Raw genomic sequence first — 23,015 nt, forward strand, 5'->3', positions numbered from 1 at the left:
GACGGTCAGTAGAAAATCAGCGCCGCCATTTGCTTGCGGGTGCGGCTGACGAGGTCGGGGTCGTCGATGAGGGCGAAGGCGGAGATCAGGGACTTGCGGCCGAGGTCGTCGGCGAACTTGCGGTCGGCGCGCATCATGGCGAGGAAGCATTCGAGTGCATCGACGCTGTCGCCGGCGAGCAGGCGACGCACGCCGAGCTGGTGGCGGGCGCGCAGGTTGTTCGGGTTGGCGGTGAGTTCGATGACGAGTTCGCTCTCGCCCGGTGCGCCGTCCAGGGCCTTGGCGAAATCGAGTTGGGCGCGGGCGCGCTTGGTGCGGTCGTCGGTGGCGAGATTGGCGGGCAGGTCGTCGAGTTCGTGTTCGGCGGCGGCGGCATCGCCGGCCTGGAGCAGGGCCGCGATCAGGTCGAGGCGCAGTTCGGGTTGCTCTGGCGACGCGGCCACGGCATCGCGCGCGGCCTGCACCTGTTCCGCGGGCGACAACGAAAGTTCGATCACTTCGGGTTCGACTGCGGGCGCGGCCACGGCATCGAGCGGGACGATGCCGTGGTGTTGCAGGAACTGGCGCACCTGGCCTTCCGGCAGCGCGCCCGGGAATCCATCGACGATCTGGCCGCCCTTGACCAACATTACCGTTGGCACCGAGCGGATCTGAAAGTAGCCGGCGAGCTGCTGCTCCTTGTCGACATCGACTTTGGCCAGCATGAAGCCGCCGTTGAATTCTTCCGCGAGCTTTTCGAGGATTGGTCCGATCGACTTGCACGGGCCGCACCAGGTGGCCCAGAAGTCGACCAGCACCGGCGTCTCGTTCGACTTCGCCAATACCGTCTGCTCGAACCCTTCGAGGCTGGCGTCGAACACGTGTGGCTTGGCGGCGTCATTCATGGCGGATTCGCTGTCGGAGGATGGGCGCGGCAAACATGGGTTCGCCTGCGCCAGGATGCAAGGGTGGTGGCGCTCAGGCGCTGGCCTTGCGCGTCGCGACCCAGGCGTCGACGCGGCGTTCGAGCAGAGTCAGCGGCAGGCTGCCGCCGCCGAGCACCAGATCGTGGAAGGCCTTGGCATCGAAGCGCTCGCCGAGTTCGGCACGCGCCTCGTCGCGCAGTCGCAGCAACGTGTTCATGCCGACCTTGTACGCCAGCGCCTGGCCCGGGTTGACCAGGTAACGTTCGATCTCGGCGACGACATCGGTCTCGGACATCCCGGTCTTGTCAATCATGTAGGCGATCGCCTGCTCGCGCGTCCAGCGCTGGTCGTGCATGCCGGTGTCGACCACCAGACGCACGGCGCGGAACATCTCGGCCTGCAAGCGGCCGAGGTTGTCGAGCGGCGTGCGCTGGAAGCCCATCTCGGACGCGAGCCGCTCGGCATACAGCGCCCAGCCTTCGGCAAATGCGGTGAACGGCAGCAGCTTGCGGAACATCGGCCCTTCCATGCCCTGCTGGATGCCGATCTGGAAATGATGTCCCGGAATGCCCTCGTGATAGGCCAGCGTGCGCATGCTGAAACGCGGAATCTCGCCCACCTCGCGCAGGTTGGCGAAGAAGGTGCCGGGACGACTGCCGTCGAATGCCGGCGGCTCGTAGTAGGCGCCGGGCGCGGTCTTCTGGCGGAACACCGGTACGCGTTCGACCTTGACGCCGGTGCTCGGACGCAGGCCGAAATGCGGTGCAAGGCCACCGTCGATCTCGTCGAGGATGGCCTGGTAGTCGGCGATGATCTGCGCGCGGCCTTCGTCGCTGTCCGGGTACAACTGGTCGGGGCGCTCGGCGATTTGGCGCACGCGCGTGCCGTTGCTGCCTTCGAGCAGGCCTTCGCCACGCAGGATCGCGTCCATCTCGGCTTCGATGCGCGCCACCTCGGCCAACCCGAGCGCGTGCACGTCGGCGGGGCTCATGTCGGTGGTGGTGTGCATGCGCACCGCCCAGGCGTAGAACTCGGGCCCTTGCGGCAAGTCCCAGACGCCGTTGTTCGGGCGCGCTTTCGGCAGCAGCGCCTCGTGGTGTTCGATCAGCGTGCGGTAGGCGGGATAGACCACGCGCTCGATGCGTTCGCGCGCGCCATCGAGCAGGCGCTGGCGCTCGGCGGCGGGCAAGGGCGGCTGGATCTTGTCGAGCTTCTCGGCGAACGAGGCGTAGAGCACGTTGTCCTCGGGCTTCGCGGCGACGAACTCGCGCGTCTCGGCGAGCACCTTCTCGACCACGAAGCGCGGCGGCACGATGTGGTGTTCATCGATGCGCAGGCGCACGCCCTCCATCTGCTGCGCGAAGTAGCGGTCGAACTGCGACAGCCGCGCCAGGTAGTCCTCGGCATCGGCCAGCGAACGCACCGGATGTTGCGAGGCCAGATAGCTCGGCAGGCCGTTCTGGAAGCCGGAGAGCTGGTTCGCCGGATAGTCGTGGAAGCGGAACGGGTCGCCCTCAGCCTGCATCGCCAGGAAGTAGTCGAGCACGTCGTAGCTCAGCTGGCCTTCGGCATCGAGCTCATTGCGGTCGTAGCTGGCGAGCGTGGCGCGGTCGGCGAACAGCTTCTGGCGCATGCGCTCGCCTTGCGCCAGCGACACGTCGTCGAGGTCGTCGCTGTACCAGTCGAGCCAGGACGGCAGCATGCGCATGCTGGAGAGCATCTGCGGGCTTTCGACCGCGAACTGGACGAACACGCGCTCGTAGAACACGCGCAGCGACCACGGCCGGAAGTTCCACTCGTGCACCACGACGATGCCGAGCAGGAGCGTGAGCAGCAGGCCGCCGCGGAAGAACCAACGCAGGAGACGACGCATCGCTTGCACCTCGGCAGGAAAAGGGGGCGAACGCTAGCAGGCGCCGTGTCGACGGCAACCGCCAGTGGTCACGGTTCGCGGTGGACGACGCCATCCTTCATGACGAAGGCGACGCGTTCGGTGACGCCGATGTCCTCGAGCGGATTGCCCGGCACGGCGACGATGTCCGCGCGCATGCCCACGTCCAGCGTGCCCTGGTCGCGACTTTCGCCGAGGATTTTCGCGGCGGTGATCGTGGCCGCCTGCAGCGCTTGCATCGGCGTGGCCCCAGCGCTGACCAGCAGCGCGAACTCCTTGGCATTCTCGCCATGTGGCGATACCCCGGCGTCGGTGCCGAACGCGAACGGCACGCCGGCTTTCACGGCCTTGGCGAAGGTGGCGGCAATCTGCGCTCCCACGCGCTCTGCCTTGGGTCGCACGATCGCCGGGAACCAGGTCGGGTCCTTGGCCTTTTCGCTGACATAGGCGCCGGCGGACAGCGTCGGGACCAGATAGGTGCCATGCGCCTTCATCAGCCGGAAGACTTCGTCGTCGGCGTGAGTGCCGTGCTCGATCGTGGTCACACCGGCGCGGATCGCGCGCTTCATGCCTTCGGCGCCATGCGCGTGCGCGGCTACATGAAAACCGTAGTCGCGCGCGGTGTTCACCACGCTCTGGATTTCCTCCTGCGTGAACTGCGGGTTGTCGGCCGACTTCGCATACGAGAGCACGCCGCCGGTGGCGGTGACCTTGATCAGATCGGCGCCCTCCTTGTATCGCTGGCGAACTGCTTTGCGCGCTTCTTCGACGCCGCCGACGACACCGTCTTCCGGTCCGGGATAGCCGAGCGCCCGGGTCAGGCGCGCGTTGATGCCATTGGTCGGATCGGCGTGGCCGCCGGTGGTGGCGATCGACTTGCCGGCGACGAACATGCGCGGGCCTTCGATCCAGCCGCTGGCAATCGCATTGCGCAGGCTGATCGACACGCCGTCGCCGGCGCCGAGGTCGCGCACCGTGGTGAAACCGGCCTGCAGCGTGCGCTCGGCATAGACGCTGCCGCGCAGCGCGTAGTCGGCTGGGTTCAGGCGGAAGCCCTCGCTGTAGGACTCCTTGTTCTGTTCGCCGGAGAGATGCACGTGCAGATCGGTCCAGCCCGGCGTGCAGGTATGCCCGGGCAGAGCGATCACACGGAAGGACTGCGAGTCGAGCCCATGCTCGGCGAACTTGGGCGAGCTGCGCAGCGCCTCGACGCTGTCGGCACGTTCGGCGATGCGACCGTCGATCACCAGCAGCACGGTGCGCCCGAGCATTTTTCCGCTGCGCACATCGACAGCGTGCTCGCAGTCGATCACTTGCGCCGGGTCGTTGGCGGCCGCGGCGGCGGCGGAGAGGGCGAACAGACTGGCGGCAAGCAAGGGGCGCATGCGTGGACTCCTGACGAAAGGCCGGCAGTGTAGCCAAGCCACGCCGGCTTCGGTTGCCGCCCGGAAAGCCGCTGCGCTAGTCTGGCCCTCATCCCTCTTGAGATTGCGCGCCCCCGCGGCGTGGACCCGACATGCACGAGCAATACGACCCGAAACTGATTGAAGCCGCCGCACAGCATTACTGGACGCGAACCCGTGCCTACGCGGTGACGGAGGATCGCAGCAAGCCGAAGTTCTACTGCCTGTCGATGTTGCCGTATCCGTCCGGCGCGCTGCACATGGGCCACGTGCGCAACTACACCATCGGCGACGTGATCAGCCGCTACCAGCGCATGCAGGGCAAGAACGTGTTGCAGCCGATGGGCTGGGACGCCTTCGGCCTGCCGGCCGAGAATGCCGCGATCAAGAACCACACCGCACCGGCTAAATGGACCTACGCCAACATCGAGCACATGCGCGGCCAGCTGCAGGCGCTCGGCTACGCGATCGACTGGTCACGCGAATTCGCCACCTGTCGCCCCGACTATTACCGCTGGGAACAACTGTTCTTCACGCGCCTGTTCCAGCGCGGCCTGGTCTATCGCCGCAACTCGGTGGTGAACTGGGACCCGGTCGACGAGACCGTGCTCGCCAACGAGCAGGTCATCGACGGCCGCGGCTGGCGCTCCGGAGCGGTCGTCGAGCGACGCGAGATCCCGCAGTGGTTTTTCAAGATCACCGCCTACGCCGAGGAACTGCTGCACGAACTCGACCATCTGCCGGGCTGGCCGGATGCGGTCAAGACCATGCAGCGCAACTGGATCGGTCGCTCGGAAGGGCTTGAGATCGACTTCGACGTGCAGGGACGCACGAGTGTCGCGGAAGGCAGGATGCCGGGAGCGACCGACGTGCAGGGACGCACGAGCGTCGCGGCAGGCAGGATGCCGGGAGCGACCGACGTGCAGGGACGCACGAGTGTCGCGGAAGGCAGGATGCCGGGAGCGACCGGCGCCCAGGACGCTGCGCCGCTGCGCGTCTACACCACGCGCCCGGACACCCTGATGGGCGTCACCTTCGTCTCGGTCGCGGCCGAGCATCCGTTGGCGCAGAAGGCCGCGCAGGGCAACGCCGAGGTGGCCGCATTCATCGAGGAATGCCGCCATCTCGCCACCGCCGAAGCGGCGCTGGAGACGCAGGAGAAACGCGGCATCGCCACCGGTCTGCACGTGGTCCATCCGATCAGCGGCGAACGTGTGCCGGTGTGGATCGCGAACTTCGTGCTGATGGGTTATGGCACCGGTGCAGTGATGGCGGTGCCTGGCCACGACGAGCGCGACCACGAGTTCGCGAAGAAGTACGGCCTGCCGATCAAGCAGGTGATCCGTCCGCTCGATGGCGGCGACATCGACGTGCAGGCCGCGGCCTACACCGAACACGGCTTGCTGCTGAATTCCGGCGCGTACGACGGCATGACCTTCGAGCAGAGCTTCAAGGCGATCGCCGAGCGGCTGGAGAAGTGCAAGTCCGGCGCGCGCAAGGTGAACTACCGTCTGCGCGACTGGGGTGTGAGTCGCCAGCGTTACTGGGGCTGCCCGATCCCGATCATCTACTGCCCCCAATGTGAGGCGGTGCCGGTGCCGGAAGACCAGTTGCCGGTGGTACTGCCCGAGGACGTCGAATTCTCCGGCGTAAAGTCGCCGATCAAGGCCGATCCGGCCTGGCGCACGACCACCTGCCCGCAGTGCGGCGGCGCCGCCGAACGCGAGACCGACACCTTCGACACCTTCATGGAGTCGAGTTGGTACTACGCGCGCTACACCTCGCCGGGTGCGACCGACCTGGTCGACGAACGCGCGAACTACTGGTTGCCGGTCGACCAGTACATCGGTGGCATCGAACACGCGATCCTGCACTTGCTGTACTTCCGCTTCTTCCACAAGCTGATGCGGGACGCCGGCCTGGTGCAGACGAACGAGCCGGCGACCCACCTGCTGTGCCAGGGCATGGTCGTCGCCGAGACCTTCTATCGAGAGCAGGCGAACGGCGGCAAGGAGTGGTTCAACCCGGCCGATGTCGAGATCGAGCGCGACGAGCGCGCCCGCATCACCGGCGCCAAGCTCGCGTCCGACGGCAAGCCGGTGCTGATCGGCGGCACCGAGAAGATGTCGAAGTCGAAGAACAACGGCGTCGACCCGCAACTGATGATCGAGCGCTACGGTGCCGACACCGTGCGTCTGTTCTCGATGTTCGCATCGCCACCGGAGATGTCGCTGGACTGGAACGAGTCCGGCGTCGAGGGCATGGCGCGTTTCCTGCGCCGCCTGTGGACCGGCGTGCATGCGCATGTCGCGGCCGGCTCGGAGGGAGCGGGAGGCCAACCATTCGTGGTGAGCCTGTCGAACCATGAACAGCCCGATGCTTCATCGCAGCGCCCTTCGACAAGCTCAGGGCGAACGGAGTCTCTGGCGGAAAGCTCAGGGCGAACGGGGCTTGGCATCGATCCGGCGAGCTTGAATCCGGAGCAGAAAGCCGTGCGGCGCAAGCTGCACGAAACGATCGCCAAGGTCGGCGACGACCTCGGCCGTCGCCACACCTTCAACACCGCGATCGCCGCGATCATGGAGCTGATGAACGCGCTGGCGAAGTTCGACGACGCCAGCGAGCACGCGCGTGCGGTGCGCCAGGAAGCGTGGACGGCGATCACCCTGATGCTGAATCCGATCGTGCCGCACATGGCGCACGCGCTGTGGCAGGCGCTGGGCCACGATGAGACCCAGATCGACGACCAGCCATGGCCGAAGCCGGACGAGGCGGCGCTGGTGCGCGATTCGATCACGCTGGCGGTGCAGGTCAACGGCAAGCTGCGCAGCCAGATCGAGGTGCCGGCTTCGGCCTCGAAGGAGGATGCGGAAACGGCCGCGCGCAACGATGTCACCGTGCTCAAGTTCCTCGAAGGCGCGACCATCCGCAAGGTCATCGTCGTGCCCGGCAAGATCGTCAACATCGTGGCCAACTGAGATGCGCAGCCTCGTCCTGATTGCGATCGTGTTGCTGTCCGGCTGCGGCTTCCATCTGCGCGAGCAGGCGGCGTTGCCGGCGGCGCTGTCCGAGTTGCGCATCGAGATCGCCGATCCGTTCAGTCCGATCGGTCCCGAACTCGGCCGCGCCCTGCGTCGCGCTGGCGCAAACCTGCATGACGACGACGGCGCCAAGGTCGCGGTGGTGCGCATCCACACCGATGCGCTGAGCACGGTGCCGCTGTCGGTCAGCGGCACCGCGCGCGTGCAGGAGTACCAGGTCGTTCATCGCATTGAGTTCGAAGTGCTGGGCGCGGACGGTGCGGTGCTGGTCGCACGCCACAGCATCGAACGCCGTCGCGACTATCGCTTCGACGAGACGCAGGCGCTCGGCGCTGCCGCCGAGGACGAGTTGGCGCGCAAGGAATTGCGCCGCGACACCTTGAACGCCCTCGTGCGCCGGATCGAAGCGATCCGCTGATGAGCGCTTCCGCACAGTTCGCGAGCCGCATCGCGAAGGCGGCGGACCTGAAACCGGTGTACCTGATCGCCGGTGAGGAACACCTGCTGGTGATGGAAGCCGCCGACGCGCTGCGCAGCCGTGCGCGCGAACTCGGTTTCAGCGAGCGCGAAGTGCACGATGTTGATGCGAGCTTCGACTGGAACGATCTGGCGCGCTCGGGCGCGGCGATGTCCCTGTTCGCATCGCAGCGGTTGATCGAACTGCGCCTGCCGACCGGCAAGCCCGGTACCGAGGGTTCGGCGGCGATCCAGGAATGGTGCGAGCGTGCGCCGTCGGATTGCGTGCTGTTGATCACCTGCAATCAATGGAGCAAGAAGCAGGAAGGCAAGTGGACCCAGGCGATCGAACGTTGCGGCGTGTTCCTGGCAGTGTGGCCGCTGAAGCGCGACGAACTCGGCGCCTGGGTGCAGTCGCGTGCGGCCTCGCGCTCGGTGCAGTTGACGGCGGATGCGGTCGCGGCGCTGGTGCGGCGCACCGAGGGCAACCTGCTGGCCTGCGCGCAGGAGATCGACAAGCTCGCCCTGCTCGCCGACGGGCGCCGGGTCGATGAGGCCGAACTGGATAACCTGGTTGCCGACTCCGCGCGTTTCGATGTGTTCGGCATGACCGAAGCCGCGTTGTCCGGCGATGGCGCGCGTGCACGGCGCATGCTCGCATCCTTGCGCGCCGAGGGCGAGCAGCCGGCGATGCTGATGGCCTGGCTGCTGATGCAGCTGCATGCGGCGGCGCGCCTGTCGCAGTTGCCGCGGGCGCAGCAGGCCGGAGCGTTTCGCAGCGAAGGCATCTGGGGCACGCGCGATGCCGCGTTCCGCAAGGCGCTGGCACGCGGCGATGCCCGCTTCTGGGAACAGCGCCTGGCCGAGGCCGCCGCCGTGGATCGGCTCGCCAAGGGCCGCGGCAGCGGCGATCCCTTCGTCGCGCTCGAGCGCCTGTTGCTGCGCATCAGCGACGTGCGTGCCGGCAAGCGCATGGTGGCCTGATGCGCAAGCTGACCGCGATCTTCGGCGGCACCTTCGACCCGATCCACGTCGGTCACCTGCGCGTGGCGCTCGAAGTGGCCGAGGCGCTCGATGCCGTGGTGCACCTGATGCCGGCACTGATTCCACCGCACCGTCCGCAGCCCCTGGCATCGGCGGACGAGCGCCTGGCCATGTTGCGGCTCGGCGTCGGCAGTTGCGCGCACCTCGCAGTCGATGATCGCGAACTGCGACGCAGCGGTCCGAGCTACACCGTCGACACGCTCGCGGAACTGCGCCACGAGCTGGGTGCCGACACGCCGCTGGTGCTGTGCGTGGGGGCGGATGCCTTTGCCGGTTTTGCGACCTGGCATCGCCATGCCGATATCTTCGAGCTCGCGCACGTGCTGGTGCTGACGCGTCCGGGACAGGGCACGCGCGCGGCGTGGCCTGAGGCGCTGCGCACGAATGCGGTGACTCGGCGCGGATCGATCCCCGATCTCTCCCACGCCCCCGCCGGTCGCATCGCCGAACTCGCGGTCACGCCCTTGTCGATTTCGGCCACCGCGATCCGAATGCGTATCGCCGCCGGCCGCGATCCGCGCTTCCTGGTCCCCGAAGCGGTCGCCGACTACATCGGCGGATGCAGGCTGTACTCGCCGGTCTCGCCCTGATTGCCCGTGACGGGGGCGCGGTTCGGGAAGGGGTCCTCGAAGCCGTCCTCGAACAGCCGCACGACGTTGCTGAAGCAAGGACCGATTTCCGACGAATTCCCGTTCGCCAGGTCGCGCACGCTCGCGCTGAATCGTGGCAACGTGATCGCCGGGCCCAGCCAGGTGCCCTGGCCGATGCCGGCGGCATTGGTCTGCACGGATAGCATGAGCAACGCCGTGCCGCTGCCGCGACCGTTCTGTTCGCAGTCGGTATCGCCGTACACGGTGACGCGGTAGTCACGCAGCGGCAGCGAATCGAGCGAGACCGTCACCTGGGTCAGGTTCTGGCTGATGTTGGTGTAGGTGGAAACGAGGTTCGGGTAGTTCTGCAAATCGTTGGGTCCGGTGTCGGTATCGCCCGGGTCGTTGGGGGTCGGGCCGTCGTTGCCCAGATCGATCTCGTCCTCGTCGTTGGCGAAGAGATCATTGCCCTCGATGCGATGCCCGCTGCCATCGCGGATGGCAATGCCGTCGCCGCCGTTGCCATAGATCTGGTTGCCATCGTCGGGCGCGCCGATGCTGTTGCCGATGCTGCCGTTCTGGACCAGGACGCCTTCGAGGCCGTTGTAGGCCACGATGTTGGCGAAGAACTCGTTGCCATCGCTGCCCAGCCCAGAGACCGTCGCGCCTTGGCCGCTGTTGCCCAGCGACGCGCTTGCACCTGCCGTGGTGCCGATCCGGTTCGAGGCGACCAGGTTTCCCGAGGCGCCGGCATACAGGTGGATGCCGATGCCGTTGTTGCCCGACACCAGATTGCCGACCAGTGAGTTGTTGTCGGCGTTCTCCAGCACGATGCCGTAGTTGCCGTTGGCCCGCGCCGTGCCGCCATCGCTGTCGACGCCGACGTGATTGTTGCGAATGGTTGTGCCGCTGGTGCCTGGCAGCAGTCCGATGCCGTAGGTGGGATTGCTGATCACGAGGTTGCGGTCGGCCACGGTGGTGCCGCCGATCTGGGTGCCGCTGGCGTTGCTGACGCGGATGCCGCGCGCGTTGCCGAAGTAATAGCCGTTGCGCGTGCGGCCGACCAGGTTGCCGATGATCAAGGTGTTGTTGGCGCCGGCCACTTCGATGCCGGCGAAGCCGCTGGCGCCGATGGCATTGCCGCGCAGGGTGTTGCCGTGCGCCGACGCCAGCACGTGAATGCCGCGACCGTCGTTGCCGACGGCGATGCCCGGAGCGAGTCCCCAGCCAGTGCCGAGATTGTTGCCCTCGATCACGTTGCCAGTGGTGCCGCTGTCGGCGATGAAGATTCCATCGCCGGTACCCACGATCAGGTTGGGGGATGCAACGGTGCCGATCTGGTTGTTGATGGCGCCGCTGAGCAGCGCCAAGCCCGAGAAGCCATTGGCGATGCGGTCTGGTGCGAACGGGTCACCGTCGGTGCCGACTTCGTTGCCGAGCACCTGCCAGCCGCTGGCGCTCCCGGCGAGCTGGATGCCGTCCCATCCGTTGCCGGATACCAGGTTGGATTGCACAGTGCCGCCATCGCCGTCACCAATTCGCACGCCGTGCTGGGCGTTGCCGCGGGCAACGCCGTTGTAAGCGCTCAACCCGATCACGTTGCCGAGAACCTTGCTGCCGTCGCTGGCGTCATTGGAAATGTCGATGCCGTCGCCGGAGTTGCTGCCGATGCGGTTGCGCTGGTTGCCGCTGCCGCCGATTTCGGTGTTGTCGGCACCGCCGGAAACGACGATGCCATCGGCGCCGTTGCCGAGTGCAGCGCCGGCGGGCGTGAAACCGATGTCGTTGCGGCGGATGAGGTTGGCATCCGCGCCCTCGCCGTCGATGACGATGCCGGGCCCGCCATTGCCTGACACGTGCTGGGCGGCGTCGCTGGCCGCGGTGCCGATCAGGTTGGCGGCGGCGTCGTAGCGGACGCGGATGCCGCCGAGACGGTTGCCCGCCGCCGCGCCATTCGCATGCACGCCGATGCGGTTGTCGGCGATCTCGTTGGCGTTGCTGCCGGCGTCCTGGATCTGCACGCCCCAACCGTAGTTCGCGTCGGCGCCGGCACCGTTGTCGACGATGACGTTGTCGTGCACGAAATTGCCGTAGGCGCCGAGGTTGATCAGCACGCCATCGAAGCCGTTGCCGGAGCTGGCGTCGCCGACCGCGAGCGCGCCAATCAGGTTGCCCTCGATGCTGTTGGCATGCGTGGTTGCGCCGGTGAGGTAAACGCCTTCCGCGCCATTGAGCGCGATGCGGTTGGCTTGGGCGACATCGCTGGCGCTGCCGATGGTGATCTGCTGCGCTCCGCCGCCGAGCTGGATGCCCTTGCCATTGTTGAACACCAGGCTGCCGACGACGCGTCCGCCGGCGGTGTTGGCGCCTTCGAACAGGATGCCGGGGTCGCCGCCGTGGCCGCTGACCTCGACGCCGTCGCTCGCATCATTGAGGCCGATGGCCACGTCTGGCACGTTGATGACATGGATGCCCGTGCCGGTGTTGTCGGCAACCAGCGTGCTGGTGATCAGGAAATTGGTCGCGGGGGTACTGCCGTTGCCGAGGATGTAGACGCCGTCGCCGCGGTTGTTGACGACTTCGCTGCGGCCGTAGCCGTTGCCTCGAAGGCGGAAGCCTTCCGGCTGGTTGCCGGTGAACGAAGTGTAGACCGCGATGCCGGTATTGCAGGACCGTGCCACCACGTGCTCCAGCGTGATGCTGTTGGAGGCGCCCAAGTTGAAGCAGTCGCCATTGACGTCCTCGACGACGATGTTGCGGAAGGTGATGTTGCTCTCGTAGCACTCCACGCAATTGTCGATCTCGGTGGAGATGCCGTGGCGCGCGGCATTGTTGCCGTCGATCACCACCAGCACGCCGTCGGGACGCCGCCCATCCAGCGTGTCCAGACTGTCGAGAATCAGGGTCCCTGCGGGGTTGAGGATGTTGCTGCCGGAGAAGTTGTTGAACTTGATCAGGTCGGCGACGCCATCACCGAAATTGTCGGGCAGCGCCGGATGACCGATCCAGCGGCTGCCCCCGACGGGCACGGTGCAGCCGGGCACGCTCAGGAAGATCTCCTGCCAATTGCCGCCGCTGACATGGTCGTGTTCCCCGGACGTCAGGCAGCGTCCGTTTCCAGCGGCGACATCGATGGCCTCCCGCAGGCTGAGGTCTCCATCCTGCGAGTCGTTCCAGTCGCGGGTCGAGACCTCGAAGTCAGCTGCGTGCGTGCCAACCAGCACGGAAGCCAGGACAAGGCCGGCGAGGGCGCGGGTACAGGCCATGATCGAATTCCTGCGGGAGCGACGGAGCACATTCTGCGCCGATCGCTCGTGACTGCAAGCGGTGCCGCTCCAGGCCTATACTGCGACCGCGGCAAGCCGTCGCGCGAAAGGGAATGTCCGACTTGAACACCACCTCGAAGGCCAGGCCGAAGGCGAAAACAAGCGCGCGCAAGGCGCCCGCGAAGAAGGCCGCGAGCGGCGCGCGCAAGGCGCCATCGAAGAAGAAGGCGGCAGCGAAGAAGCCGGCGAAGAAGGCAGCGGTCAGGAAGGTTGCGGTACCGCGCAAACCGTCGGCGAAGCCGGAGGTGGCGGTGACCGCACCGTTACCCGCGGCGCTGGCGAAGGAAACGGCGCTATTGCGGCGGCAGGTGGTGGCAGCGCTCGAGGAGCTGAAGGCGAAGGATGTGAGCGAGATCGACATCCGCGCCAAGGCGTCGTTCGCGGACTTGTTGTTCGTCGCCAGCGGCACTCGACGCGGCACGTCAAGTCGATTGCCGACGAGGTCGTCAAGTTCGTCAAGAAGGCGGGCATGATGCCGCTCGGCATCGAGGGCGAAAAGGAAGCAGAGTGGGTGCTGGTCGATCTCGGCGATATCGTCGTGCACGTGATGTTGCCGCGCATCCGCGAGTTCTACGGCCTGGAGCGGCTGTGGAGCGTCGGTGGCGACGAAGGCTTCGACGCACCGCCCTGAGCATGCGCATCCGCCTGCTGACGATCAGCGAGCGCCAGCCGGCCTGGATCAACGACGGCTTCGCCGAATACGCCAGGCGCCTGCCGAAGCACCTGGCGCCGGAGCTGGTCGAGCTGCCGCTCGCCAAACGCGGCAAATCGGGCGATGCGGCGAAGTACAAGGAGGAAGAGTCGCAACGCCTGCTCGCCGCAGGCGGGCGCGACGTGCAACTGATTGCACTCGACGAGCGCGGTGCTGCCTGGACCAGCGTGCAGCTGGCCGAACAGATGCGACGCTGGACGCTGGACGGGCGCGACGTCGCGCTCGCCATCGGCGGCCCCGACGGGCACGCCGCGGCGCTGCTCGAACGCGCCACGGCGCGCTGGTCGCTGTCGCCGCTCACGCTGCCGCACGGCATCGTGCGCGTGCTCGTCGCCGAACAGATCTACCGCGCCCATTCGATCCTCGAAGGGCATCCCTATCACCGCGCCTGAGCCCAAACCGATGCCCCTGTTCCTCGCTTCCCAGTCGCCGCGGCGGCGCGAGTTGTTGACCCAGATCGGGGTGGTGTTCGAGCCGCTCGATGTCGCGGTGGACGAGACGCCGGCGGCAGACGAGCCGGCGCTGGACTATGTACGTCGGGTGGCCCGCGAGAAAGCCGGAGCCGGGTTGCTGCAGGTGTCGGCGGTGGCCGGGGCGCTGGTGCTCGGTGCCGATACTGAAGTGGTGCTCGATGGTGCGGTATTCGGCAAGCCGCGAGACGCAGCGGACGCAACGCGCATGCTGCGCCTGTTGTCCGGGCGGCGGCACCAGGTGATTTCGGCGGTGGCGGTGGTCAGTGCCGGGCGCGAAGACGAAGCGGTGGCGATCTCCGAGGTCACGTTCGCAGCGCTCGACGAAGCCGCCATTGGCGCCTACGTAGAGAGCGGCGAGCCGTTCGGCAAGGCCGGCGGCTATGCGATCCAGGGACGCGGCGCGACGCTGGTGGCGCATTTGTCCGGCAGCTACTCCGGGGTGATGGGCCTGCCGCTGTTCGAAACTGCCGCATTGCTGCGTGGCTTCGGATTCGCGTTGTAAGAAATTCGTGAGTCGCGTTTGTTTGCGGCGCACGCGATTGCGGACTATCGCGGTTCATCGCTCCCGGGCTATAAAGCAGCAAAGCAGAATGGAAGAACCGCGTGAGCGAAGAGATCCTGATCAATGTCACGCCGCGCGAGACGCGTGTCGCCATCGTCGAGAACGGCATGCTGCAGGAGGTGTACGTCGAGCGTGCCTCGCGCCGTGGCTATGTCGGCAACATCTACAAGGGGCGCGTGCAGCGGGTGATGCCGGGCATGCAGGCGGCGTTCGTCGAGGTTGGATTGGAACGCGCTGCGTTCCTGCATGCGTCCGACATCCTGCGCACGCCTTCGGCCGATGTCGAGCCGGAGGCGAATTCGGTCACGCCGCCGATCAATGAACTATTGCACGAGGGCCAGGAGATCGTGGTCCAGATCGTGAAGGACCCGATCGGCAGCAAGGGCGCGCGCCTGACCACGCATCTGTCGCTGCCTTCGCGCTTTCTGGTGCTGCTCGCCACCAGCAAGCAGATCGGTGTGTCGGCGCGCATCGAGGATGAGATCGAACGCGCGCGCCTGAAGGATTTGGTGCAGGCATTGGCCGGAGAGCGCGAGCACGGCTACATCGTGCGCACCAATGCCGATGGCGTCGGCGAGGAAGCCATGCGCGACGACATTGCCTACCTGCAGAAGGTCTGGCGGGCGGTGAGCGCGCGCTTCGCCGCGGCCAAGGTCGGTGATTGCGTCTACGAGGACCTGAGTCTGCCGCTGCGCTCGGTGCGCGACCACATGCGCAACGCCATCGTCAAGGTGCGCGTCGATTCCCGCGAGACGTTCGAACGCCTGCTCAAGTTCGCGCGCCAGTTCATGCCGGACTGGGTCGAGCGCGTCGAGCACTATCCCGGCGAGCGCCCGATCTTCGATCTCTACGGCGTCGAGGACGAAATGCAGCGCGCGCTGAAGAAGGAAGTACCGCTGAAATCGGGTGGCTACCTGATCGTTGACCAGACCGAGGCGATGACCACGGTCGATGTGAACACCGGTGCTTTCCTTGGCACGCGCAACCTCGAGGAGACGGTGTATCGCACCAATCTCGAGGCCGCCCAGGCGGTTGCGCGGCAACTGCGCCTGCGCAATCTCGGCGGCATCATCATCATCGACTTCATCGACATGACCGATGAGGAACATCGGCGCCAGGTGCTGCGGCAGCTGGAGAAGCTGCTGGCGCGCGATCACGCCAAGACCACGGTTTACGAGATGTCGCCGCTCGGTCTGGTCGAGATGACGCGCAAGCGCACCACCGAGAGCCTGGAACGCCAGCTGTGCGAACCCTGTCCGTGCTGTGCCGGGCGCGGCACCATGAAGACTGCGGAAACCGTGTGCTACGAGATCTTCCGCGAGATCACCCGCGCGGTGCGGCAGTTCGATGCCGAGAAGTTGCTGGTGCTGGCGGCGCCGAAGGTAGTCGCCAAGATTCTCGACGAGGAGTCGGCCGCAGTCGCCGAGCTCGAAGAGTTCACCGGCAAGAGCATCAGCTTCCAGCCGGAGGACCAGTACGCTCAGGAGCAGTACGACGTGGTGCTGTTGTGAACACGCTGCGCGCCGAACGCCGGGTTCCGGGCGGATGAACGCCGACCGCGCGCGTCGCCGCCGCATCCGCCGCCGCGTGCTGTTCACGGTCGGCGGGCTGCTGATCCTGGCGGCGACCCTGGTCGGTGGCATGAGCCTGATGTTCCCGTGGCTGCTGGCGCACCCCGAGCGCGTGCAGGTGTTTCTGTCCGAGCGGCTGCAGCGGCCGGTCAGCTTCGCCCGCCTGGACGGCGAATGGTTGCCCGGTGGGCCGCTGTTCCGGCTCGACGCGCTGCGCATCGGTGGCGACGCCGGGCATCCGGCGCTGGAGCTGGAGCGCGCCGAGCTGGTCATCGATTTCTACGCGCCATTCAAGCGCGGCGTGTCCTGGCATGAACTGCGCATCATCGGCCTCGACATCGACGCCGAACGCGATGCCGAAGGCCACTTCCGCATCGTGCAATGGCGCGGCTCCGCCGATGCCATGGGCGATCCACTCGATGCCTTGCGCTCGCTCGGCGCGTTTCGCATCAGTCGTTCGTCGCTCGCCCTGCACGATGTCGGCAGCGGCAGTCGTCTGCACTTCAGCGACATCGACGTCGCCGTTGGCAAGCGCGTTGGTGGTCAACGTATCCTCGGCAGCGTGCGTCTGGGGGCCGATGCCGACCTCGGCGTGCGCTGCGATCTGGCCGCAGACTTCCATTCCGGACGCTGCTACGCACAAGCGCGGGACCTGCCGGTTGCGGCGGCGCTCGGTGAATTGAGCATCGGCGGGATTGCTTTCGCCGGCGGCAGCGCCGATGTCTCGATGTGGCTGAACCTGCAGCAGGGCGAAGTCGCCGAGGCGCGTATCGAATTGGCGGCCGACGAGCTGGCCTTGCGCGGTCTGAACGCGGTTCGGCTTGCGAACGGGGCTGAGATCGAAGCGCGCTACAGCCCGGACCGCACCCACCTCTCGCTGCACTGGACCCGCGACGCCGAGCGCGAACAGCTGGCGGTGCTCGAAGGACCGGATCTGGCGTACGGACGAGCCGGCGCGCAGCAAACTCGAGTTCACGCGCGAGCGTGCCAGCGGTGCGTGGTCTCTGGATGTCGAGCAGTTGGCGCTGGAGCGCTTGATGCCGTGGCTGAGCCTGAGCAGCCTGGCGTCGCCAGGCGCCGCCGGCTGGCTGTTCGAAGCGGCGCCGAGCGGACATCTGCGCGGTTTGCGCATGAGCGGGCGCGGCGGCGATATCGCCTCGATCAGCGGCGCGCTGCAGGGCTTGTCGCTGCAGTCGACGCGACACAGTCCGCGCCTGACCGGAATCGATGCGCGCATCCACGGCGACGCCGACGCGGTGGCGCTGCGCATCGAGCCGGTCGAGACCGTGATCGACTTCCCCGGCATGTTTCCGGCGCCGTTCCCGGTGCTGATTGAACGCGCGCAACTGGTGCTCAGTCGTGACGGCGATGCGGTGCGCGTGGAGTTCCCCGAGCTGGCATTGCAGGGCGAAGACTTCGGGCTCGACGGCTGGCTGGCGTTGGCGTTCGAAAGCGGAGGGCGGCGTCCATTCATCGAGGGAGCGGTCAACGTGCGCGACAGTGCTGTGGTCGCGGCCAAGGCGTTCTGGCCGATCGCGGTGATGCCGCAGGGCACGCGCAGCTGGCTGGACGACGCGCTGGTTTCCGGGCGCATCACACGTGGCGTCGCCAGCATCCGCGGCGACCTTGACGACTGGCCCTTCCATCACGACGAAGGCCGCTTCTTGGCCGACGCCGAGATCGTCGATCTGGTGCTCGACTACCACCGGGACTGGCCGCGCGGGGAGGTGCGCCGCACCGAAGCGCGCTTCCGCAATGGCGGCATGCGCGCCACCGCGCGCGACGGCCGCGTGCTTGGCGTTGCCGTGCGCACGGTCGAGGCCGACCTGCCGAGCTTCCGTGACCCGGTGCTGCGCATTGCCGGGAGCGGCGGCGGCGCGGGCGCCGCCCTGCTCGAATTCCTGCGCGCCACGCCCTTGAACCAGCACTATCGCGACGAGTTGCTGGCGTTGAAGATCGGTGGCAGCGGCATCGCCGATTTCAACTTGACCCTGCCGTTGGCGGCGCGGCTCGGCGAGCCCGAGGTCGGCGGCAGCGTGGTGCTGCAGGATGCCGATCTGGTCGACGCCCGCTGGGGCTTGAAGTTCGATCGTGCCAGCGGCGCAATCCGCTATTCGCGGCAGGGATTCTCGGCGGACGCGCTCGATGTGCTGGTCGATGGCGACGCTGCGAAGTTCAGTATCGCGGTCGGACAGTTCGTGGCCGACCCGGAGAACCAGGTCGAGGCGAGCCTGCGTGGCCGCATGCAGGCATCAGCCGCGATGAGCTCGTTTCATGCGCTCGACCCGTACTGGAACCGCATGCCGGGACGCGCGCACTTCGACCTGGCGCTGGCGGTGCCGCGCGCCGCCGGCCCGGAACGGCCGCCGTTGTCGACGCTGACCCTGATCTCCGACTTGCGCGGCATCGCGCTCGATCTGCCGGCGCCACTCGGCAAGGACGCCGAGTCGCCGCTGCCCTTGCGCATGGTGGTGCAGTTGCCGGTGGCCGGCAACGAACTCGACGTGCAGCTCGGGGCGATGGCGCGGTTCAGGGCGCGCATCGAATCGGAACAGCAGCCATTTGCAGGCCATCTTGCGCTTGGCGGCGAATTGGCGGCGTTGCCGTCGCGGCCGGGGCTGCGCATCAGCGGCACTGCGCCGAGCATCGATCTCGGCGGCTGGAGCGCCTTCGGTACCGGCAGCGAATCCGGCATGGAGCTCTCGGTCGATCTCAGCACCAGCGAACTCGACGTGATGGGGCGAGCGTTTCCGGATACGTCGCTGCGCATCGAGCGCGATGCGCGCCTGACCCGCGTCGATCTCGATGGCGCCGGCATCGTCGGCAATTTCGAAGTGCCGCGCGCCGAACTGGGCACCCGCGGCCTGACCCTGCAGTTCGAGAAATTGCACTGGCCCGAAGCGCACGCCCAGGAGCGCCAACGCGCGACCCGCCCGGCCGATCCGGCGCAGTTGCCGCCGCTGCACATCTGGGTGCGCGACCTCAAGCTCGGCAACGCCAGCTTCGGCGAAGCGCGCATCGAGACCCAGCCGATGCTCGACGGCCTGCGCATCGAACAGTTCGATGCGCGCTCGCCGACGCTGACCATGCGCGCCAGCGGCGAATGGAAGTTGGTCGATGGCGATGAACGCAGCATGCTCGACATCACGCTCAGCTCAGAGAGCCTCGGCGACATGCTCGGCTCGCTCGGATACGCGGGCGTGATCGACGGTGGCCAGACGGTCGCGCACGTGCGTGGCAGCTGGGCGGGTTCGCCGGCGCTGTTCGGACTCGACCGCATCGACGGTGAACTGTCCGGCGAGGTCGGCGAAGGCCGCATCCTCAACGTCGATCCGGGCGCCGGACGCATCTTCGGCCTGGTCAATTTCAGCGCCATCCCGCGTCGACTCTCGCTCGACTTCCGCGATTTTTTCCAGAGCGGCATGGCCTTCGACAGCATCCGCGGCAGCTTCACCCTCAGCGATGGCAGTGCGTACACCGCCAATCTGCTGATCAAGGGACCTGCGGCCGACATCCGCGTCAGCGGCCGCACCGGACTGCGCGACAAGGACTACGAGCAGGAGATGGAAGTTACGCCGAAGCTGCGCGGCGCGTTGCCGATCGTCGGCGCCGTCGCGGGCGGCCCGGTCGGGGCGGTGGTTGGCGTGCTGGCGCAGGAAGTCATGCGCAAGCCGATCGACGAGGTCATCTCCACCCGCTACCGCGTCCGCGGCACCTGGGACAAGCCCGACATCACCCTCATCGGCAAGAGTTCACCCCGCGAGCGTGCCCGCGTGTCTGTCGCCACCGCACCGGCCCACGCCGCCGGCGGAATACCCCGGGGGGGGGGGGGGGGGGGAACGGGCTGCGAATCGCGAGCAGGGGCAGCCGGTCCCGAAGGGGGCCGGGGGGGGGGGGGGGGGGGCGGGTGTTGGCGTGACCGGGCTTGGGTGGCTGACTACAATGCCCGTCCTTTTTTCGCTGCCGGATGCGCTGCCATGGCCCTGAATCCCTACGACCTGTTCGACATCCGTTCGCTGCTGACCGAGGAAGAGCGCGCGGTGCAGGATGCGGTCGCGCGGTTCACCGACGAGCGCGTGATCCCGATCATCGGCGACTGCTTCGACAAGGGCGAATTCCCGCAGCACCTGGTTGCGGAAATGGCCGAGATGGGCCTGCTCGGGTCTTCGCTGCCGAGCGAATACGGATGCGCCGGTATGAACGGCGTCAGCTACGGACTGATCTGCCAGGAACTCGAACGCGGCGATTCCGGTATCCGCAGCTTTGCCTCGGTGCAGAGTTCGCTGTGCATGTATCCGATCTACGCCTACGGCTCGGAAGATCAGCGCCGCAAGTGGCTGCCGCCGATGGCGCGCGGTGAGGTGATCGGCTGCTTCGGCCTGACCGAACCGCATGGCGGTTCCGACCCGGCGAACATGAAGACGCACGCCAAGCGTGACGGCGGCGACTGGCTGATCAACGGCGCCAAGATGTGGATCACCAACGGCAACCTCGCCAACATCGCGATCGTCTGGGCGCAGACCGAGGACGGCATCAACGGCTTCATTCTGGAGAAGGGCATGCCCGGGTTCACGGCCCAGGTCGTGCATCGCAAGATGTCGCTGCGGGCCTCGGTCACCTCGGCGCTGTTCTTCGACAACGTGCGCGTGCCGGAAGCGAACCGCCTGCCGAACGTGCGCGGCCTGAAGGGACCACTCGGCTGCCTGACGCAGGCGCGCTATGGCATCACCTGGGGTCCGATCGGCGCCGCCATCGACTGCCTGCACACCGCCAACGAGTACGCCAAGTCGCGCATCCTGTTCGGCAAGCCGATCGCCTCGACCCAGGCGGTGCAGCTGAAGCTCGCCGACATGGCGCGGCGCATCACGCTGGCGCAACTGCTGTCGCTGCAGCTCGGCCGGCTCAAGGACCAGGGCACGATGCAGCCGACCCAGGTTTCTCTGGCGAAGTGGAACAACGTGCGCATGGCGCTCGACATCGCGCGCGAGGCCCGCGACATCCTCGGCGGTGCCGGCATCACCACCGAATACAGCCCGATCCGCCACGCCCTGAACCTGGAATCGGTGATCACCTACGAGGGCACCGAAACCGTGCACCAACTCGTGGTCGGCCGCGAACTGACCGGGATCAACGCGTTTTGACGCAGCGCCCCGCGCCAGGTCTCGAAGCCGACATGGTCGTGATCGCGCAGGCGCTCACGACGGCCGGCATCGATCATGCGCTGATCGGTGGATTGGCCGTGCTGGTTCGAGGCAAGTCGAGGGTCACCTTCGATATCGATTTCCTGGTCGCTGCGCAGCGCCGCGAGGCTTTTGTCGACATCCTGCGCCAACTCGGATTCGAGCCGTTCCACGAGGCTTCCGCCTTCGGAAACTACATGCGTGAGGACGGGCGTCGCGTCGACGCGTTGTATGCACGCTCAGCGCTCGGACAAGGAATGCTCGAACGAGCCTGCAAGGAATCATTGGGCGATGTCGCGCTGTCCGTCATCGCCGCGGAAGACTTGATTGGCCTCAAGCTGCAGGCGCTGGCCAACGACCCCAGTCGATACCGCGACTGGGGCGACATCCGCGGCATCCTTGACTTGCGCCGCGACGAGATCAATATGCAACGCGTGCGTGACTACTTCGGCCTTTTCGGTTTCCATGAAGAACTCGAACGACTCCTCGCCCATCAGTGAAGCGGAAAAGCGGCAGTGGCTGGCCTGGGCCGCCGAACTCAAGCCGGCATTTGCCGTGGCCGAGCCGCAGCTGCTCGAGTACGAGCGCAACTTGAGCATCGAACAACGCTTCGCCCTGCTTGCGCAGACGATTCGCTTCGCTGAAGCCGCAGGCACGCCGCCGCTGGCCGACTTGCACCGGCCCTGGACGCACGCGAATCGCTTCCTGACCTGACCGACTCGCGTCCTGTTCGGATCGAGTCGCCGGAGTCGCCGCGTTCTTCCCGCGGTAACGAGTGCCAACTTACTTGCAGCGGGGGGCGAGCGCGAAGGTCGCCGTGGTGGTCCATGGCGCGGTTTTGCGCTGCTCGATTCTGCGGGCCTCGGTGAAGGGGACCGCGAACTCGCCAGATTCTCAGTGACCCGATGTGATCGCCTGGATCAACTCGGAGAGCACGCGTTCGCTGTTCTCGAGGTCGACCTGGCAGGTGCCGGCGGCGAGGTGGCCGCCGCCGCCATACTTGAGACAGATCTCGCCCACGTCGACCCGCGAGCTGCGGTTGACGATCGAGCGGCCGATGGCGAAGGCGGTGTTCTGTCGCTTCAGGCCCCAGAGCACGTGGATCGAGATGTTGCATGCCGGATACAGCGCGTACAGCATGAAGCGGTTGGTCGCGTAGATGGTTTCTTCGTCGCGCAGGTCGAGCACCACCAACGGGCCGTGCACCTTGGCGCAGTCGCGAATCTGGTCCTCGGCGCGCTCGCGGTGCACGAAGTACAGGTCGGAGCGCTCGCGCACGTCGGGAAGCGCGAGGATTTCCTCGATGCTGTGGGTCGCGCAGTAGTCGATCAATTCCATCATCAACTGGTAGTTCGAGACGCGGAAGTCGCGGAAGCGCCCGAGCCCGGTGCGCGCGTCCATCAGGTAGTTCAGCAGCACCCAGCCTTGCGGATTCAGGATCTCGTCGATCGAGTATTGCGCCGAGTCGGCCTGGTCGACTGCGGCCATCATTTCTTCGGTGATGTTCGGAAACGCCTCGGCACCGCCGAAGTGGTTGTAGACCACGCGTGCTGCCGAGGGAGCGCCGGCATCGATCACCAGATTGGCGGGACGGCCACCGGCAAGGCGAACGATTTCGCTGGCGTGGTGGTCGAAGGCCATGTGGCAGCCGGCGACGTAGGGCAAGTTGGTGGTGATGTCGCGCGGACCGATCTCGACCTTGCCGTCCTGCATGTCCTTCGGATGCACGAAGGTGATTTCGTCGATGATGCCGCGTTGCTTGAGCAGCACCGCGCACACCAGGCCATCGAAGTCGCTGCGGGTGACCAGACGGTAGCGCTGGGAATTGCTCATGGCGGGGAATCTCCGGAGAACGGGCCTG

General features: G+C 66.8%; 15 protein-coding genes and 1 pseudogene. 11 read left to right on the forward strand and 5 right to left on the reverse strand.

All coding sequences use genetic code 11. The features are described 5' to 3' along the window. Window positions 1-5 precede the first annotated feature (5 nt). The 3 genes from trxA to IPG63_12975 all read right to left on the reverse strand — a co-directional run bounded on the left by trxA (window position 6) and on the right by IPG63_12975 (window position 4,181). The gene (gene trxA, locus IPG63_12965) at window positions 6-884 is read right to left on the reverse strand and encodes a thioredoxin (GenBank protein ID MBK6728150.1); all 879 of its coding nucleotides are present in this window, start codon (window positions 882-884) and stop codon (window positions 6-8) included. Between the two features lie 73 nt (window positions 885-957). Continuing rightward, on the reverse strand, window positions 958-2,778 hold the full coding sequence (locus tag IPG63_12970; GenBank protein MBK6728151.1) for a DUF885 domain-containing protein: 1,821 nt from the start codon (window positions 2,776-2,778) through the stop codon (window positions 958-960). Between the two features lie 68 nt (window positions 2,779-2,846). Next, window positions 2,847-4,181, reverse strand: coding sequence for an amidohydrolase family protein (locus IPG63_12975; GenBank protein MBK6728152.1), 1,335 nt, complete (start codon window positions 4,179-4,181; stop codon window positions 2,847-2,849). Window positions 4,182-4,966: 785 nt separating this feature from the next. Here IPG63_12975 and IPG63_12980 point away from each other — a divergent pair. From IPG63_12980 to nadD, 4 genes are read left to right on the forward strand one after another with little or no spacing between them, the layout of a single operon-like run. After that, complete coding sequence (locus tag IPG63_12980) at window positions 4,967-7,177, forward strand: leucine--tRNA ligase (GenBank protein ID MBK6728153.1); 2,211 nt, start codon at window positions 4,967-4,969, stop codon at window positions 7,175-7,177. 1 nt (window position 7,178) lies between these two features. Next, complete coding sequence (locus tag IPG63_12985) at window positions 7,179-7,658, forward strand: hypothetical protein (protein MBK6728154.1); 480 nt, start codon at window positions 7,179-7,181, stop codon at window positions 7,656-7,658. Beyond that, the gene (gene holA / locus IPG63_12990; GenBank protein ID MBK6728155.1) at window positions 7,658-8,680 is read left to right on the forward strand and encodes a DNA polymerase III subunit delta; all 1,023 of its coding nucleotides are present in this window, start codon (window positions 7,658-7,660) and stop codon (window positions 8,678-8,680) included. Before IPG63_12985 ends, holA begins: the two co-directional genes overlap by 1 nt. Beyond that, entirely contained in the window at window positions 8,680-9,330 is a 651-nt protein-coding gene (nadD, locus tag IPG63_12995) for a nicotinate-nucleotide adenylyltransferase (protein MBK6728156.1), read from the forward strand. Before holA ends, nadD begins: the two co-directional genes overlap by 1 nt. Here nadD and IPG63_13000 read toward each other — a convergent pair. Continuing rightward, window positions 9,288-12,596, reverse strand: coding sequence for a right-handed parallel beta-helix repeat-containing protein (locus tag IPG63_13000; GenBank protein MBK6728157.1), 3,309 nt, complete (start codon window positions 12,594-12,596; stop codon window positions 9,288-9,290). The two genes, nadD and IPG63_13000, sit on opposite strands and share 43 nt — an antisense overlap. A gap of 305 nt (window positions 12,597-12,901) precedes the next feature. On the opposite strand from IPG63_13000, the pseudogene rsfS reads away from it, so the two are divergent. The 7 genes and pseudogenes from rsfS (at window position 12,902) to IPG63_13035 (ending at window position 21,868) form a co-directional block, all read left to right on the forward strand. Next, window positions 12,902-13,287 (forward strand): annotated as a pseudogene (gene rsfS, locus IPG63_13005) (ribosome silencing factor). A gap of 2 nt (window positions 13,288-13,289) precedes the next feature. Continuing rightward, window positions 13,290-13,760 carry a 23S rRNA (pseudouridine(1915)-N(3))-methyltransferase RlmH gene (gene rlmH, locus IPG63_13010; protein ID MBK6728158.1) on the forward strand — a complete coding sequence of 157 codons (471 nt, stop codon included), beginning with the start codon at window positions 13,290-13,292 and terminating at the stop codon, window positions 13,758-13,760. A 10-nt stretch (window positions 13,761-13,770) separates the two neighbouring features. Further along, window positions 13,771-14,343, forward strand: a complete 573-nt coding sequence (gene maf / locus IPG63_13015; GenBank protein ID MBK6728159.1) for a septum formation inhibitor Maf — start codon at window positions 13,771-13,773, stop codon at window positions 14,341-14,343. A 101-nt stretch (window positions 14,344-14,444) separates the two neighbouring features. Then, window positions 14,445-15,914, forward strand: a complete 1,470-nt coding sequence (gene rng, locus IPG63_13020) for a ribonuclease G (GenBank protein ID MBK6728160.1) — start codon at window positions 14,445-14,447, stop codon at window positions 15,912-15,914. Window positions 15,915-16,795: 881 nt separating this feature from the next. Then, window positions 16,796-21,115, forward strand: a complete 4,320-nt coding sequence (locus IPG63_13025) for a TIGR02099 family protein (GenBank protein ID MBK6728161.1) — start codon at window positions 16,796-16,798, stop codon at window positions 21,113-21,115. 32 nt (window positions 21,116-21,147) lie between these two features. Next, on the forward strand, window positions 21,148-21,654 hold the full coding sequence (locus IPG63_13030) for a hypothetical protein (protein ID MBK6728162.1): 507 nt from the start codon (window positions 21,148-21,150) through the stop codon (window positions 21,652-21,654). After that, a complete protein-coding gene (locus IPG63_13035; protein ID MBK6728163.1) occupies window positions 21,620-21,868 on the forward strand; it encodes a hypothetical protein in 249 nt (82 codons plus the stop codon). The genes IPG63_13030 and IPG63_13035 overlap by 35 nt, the downstream gene beginning before the upstream one ends. A 180-nt stretch (window positions 21,869-22,048) precedes the next feature. Here the strand turns inward: IPG63_13035 and IPG63_13040 are convergent, their stop codons facing one another. Further along, a complete protein-coding gene (locus IPG63_13040; protein MBK6728164.1) occupies window positions 22,049-22,987 on the reverse strand; it encodes an exopolyphosphatase in 939 nt (312 codons plus the stop codon). Between the last annotated feature and the right edge of the window lie 28 nt (window positions 22,988-23,015).

Source organism: Lysobacterales bacterium (genome assembly GCA_016703225.1).
Lineage (GTDB): Bacteria > Pseudomonadota > Gammaproteobacteria > Xanthomonadales > Ahniellaceae > JADKHK01.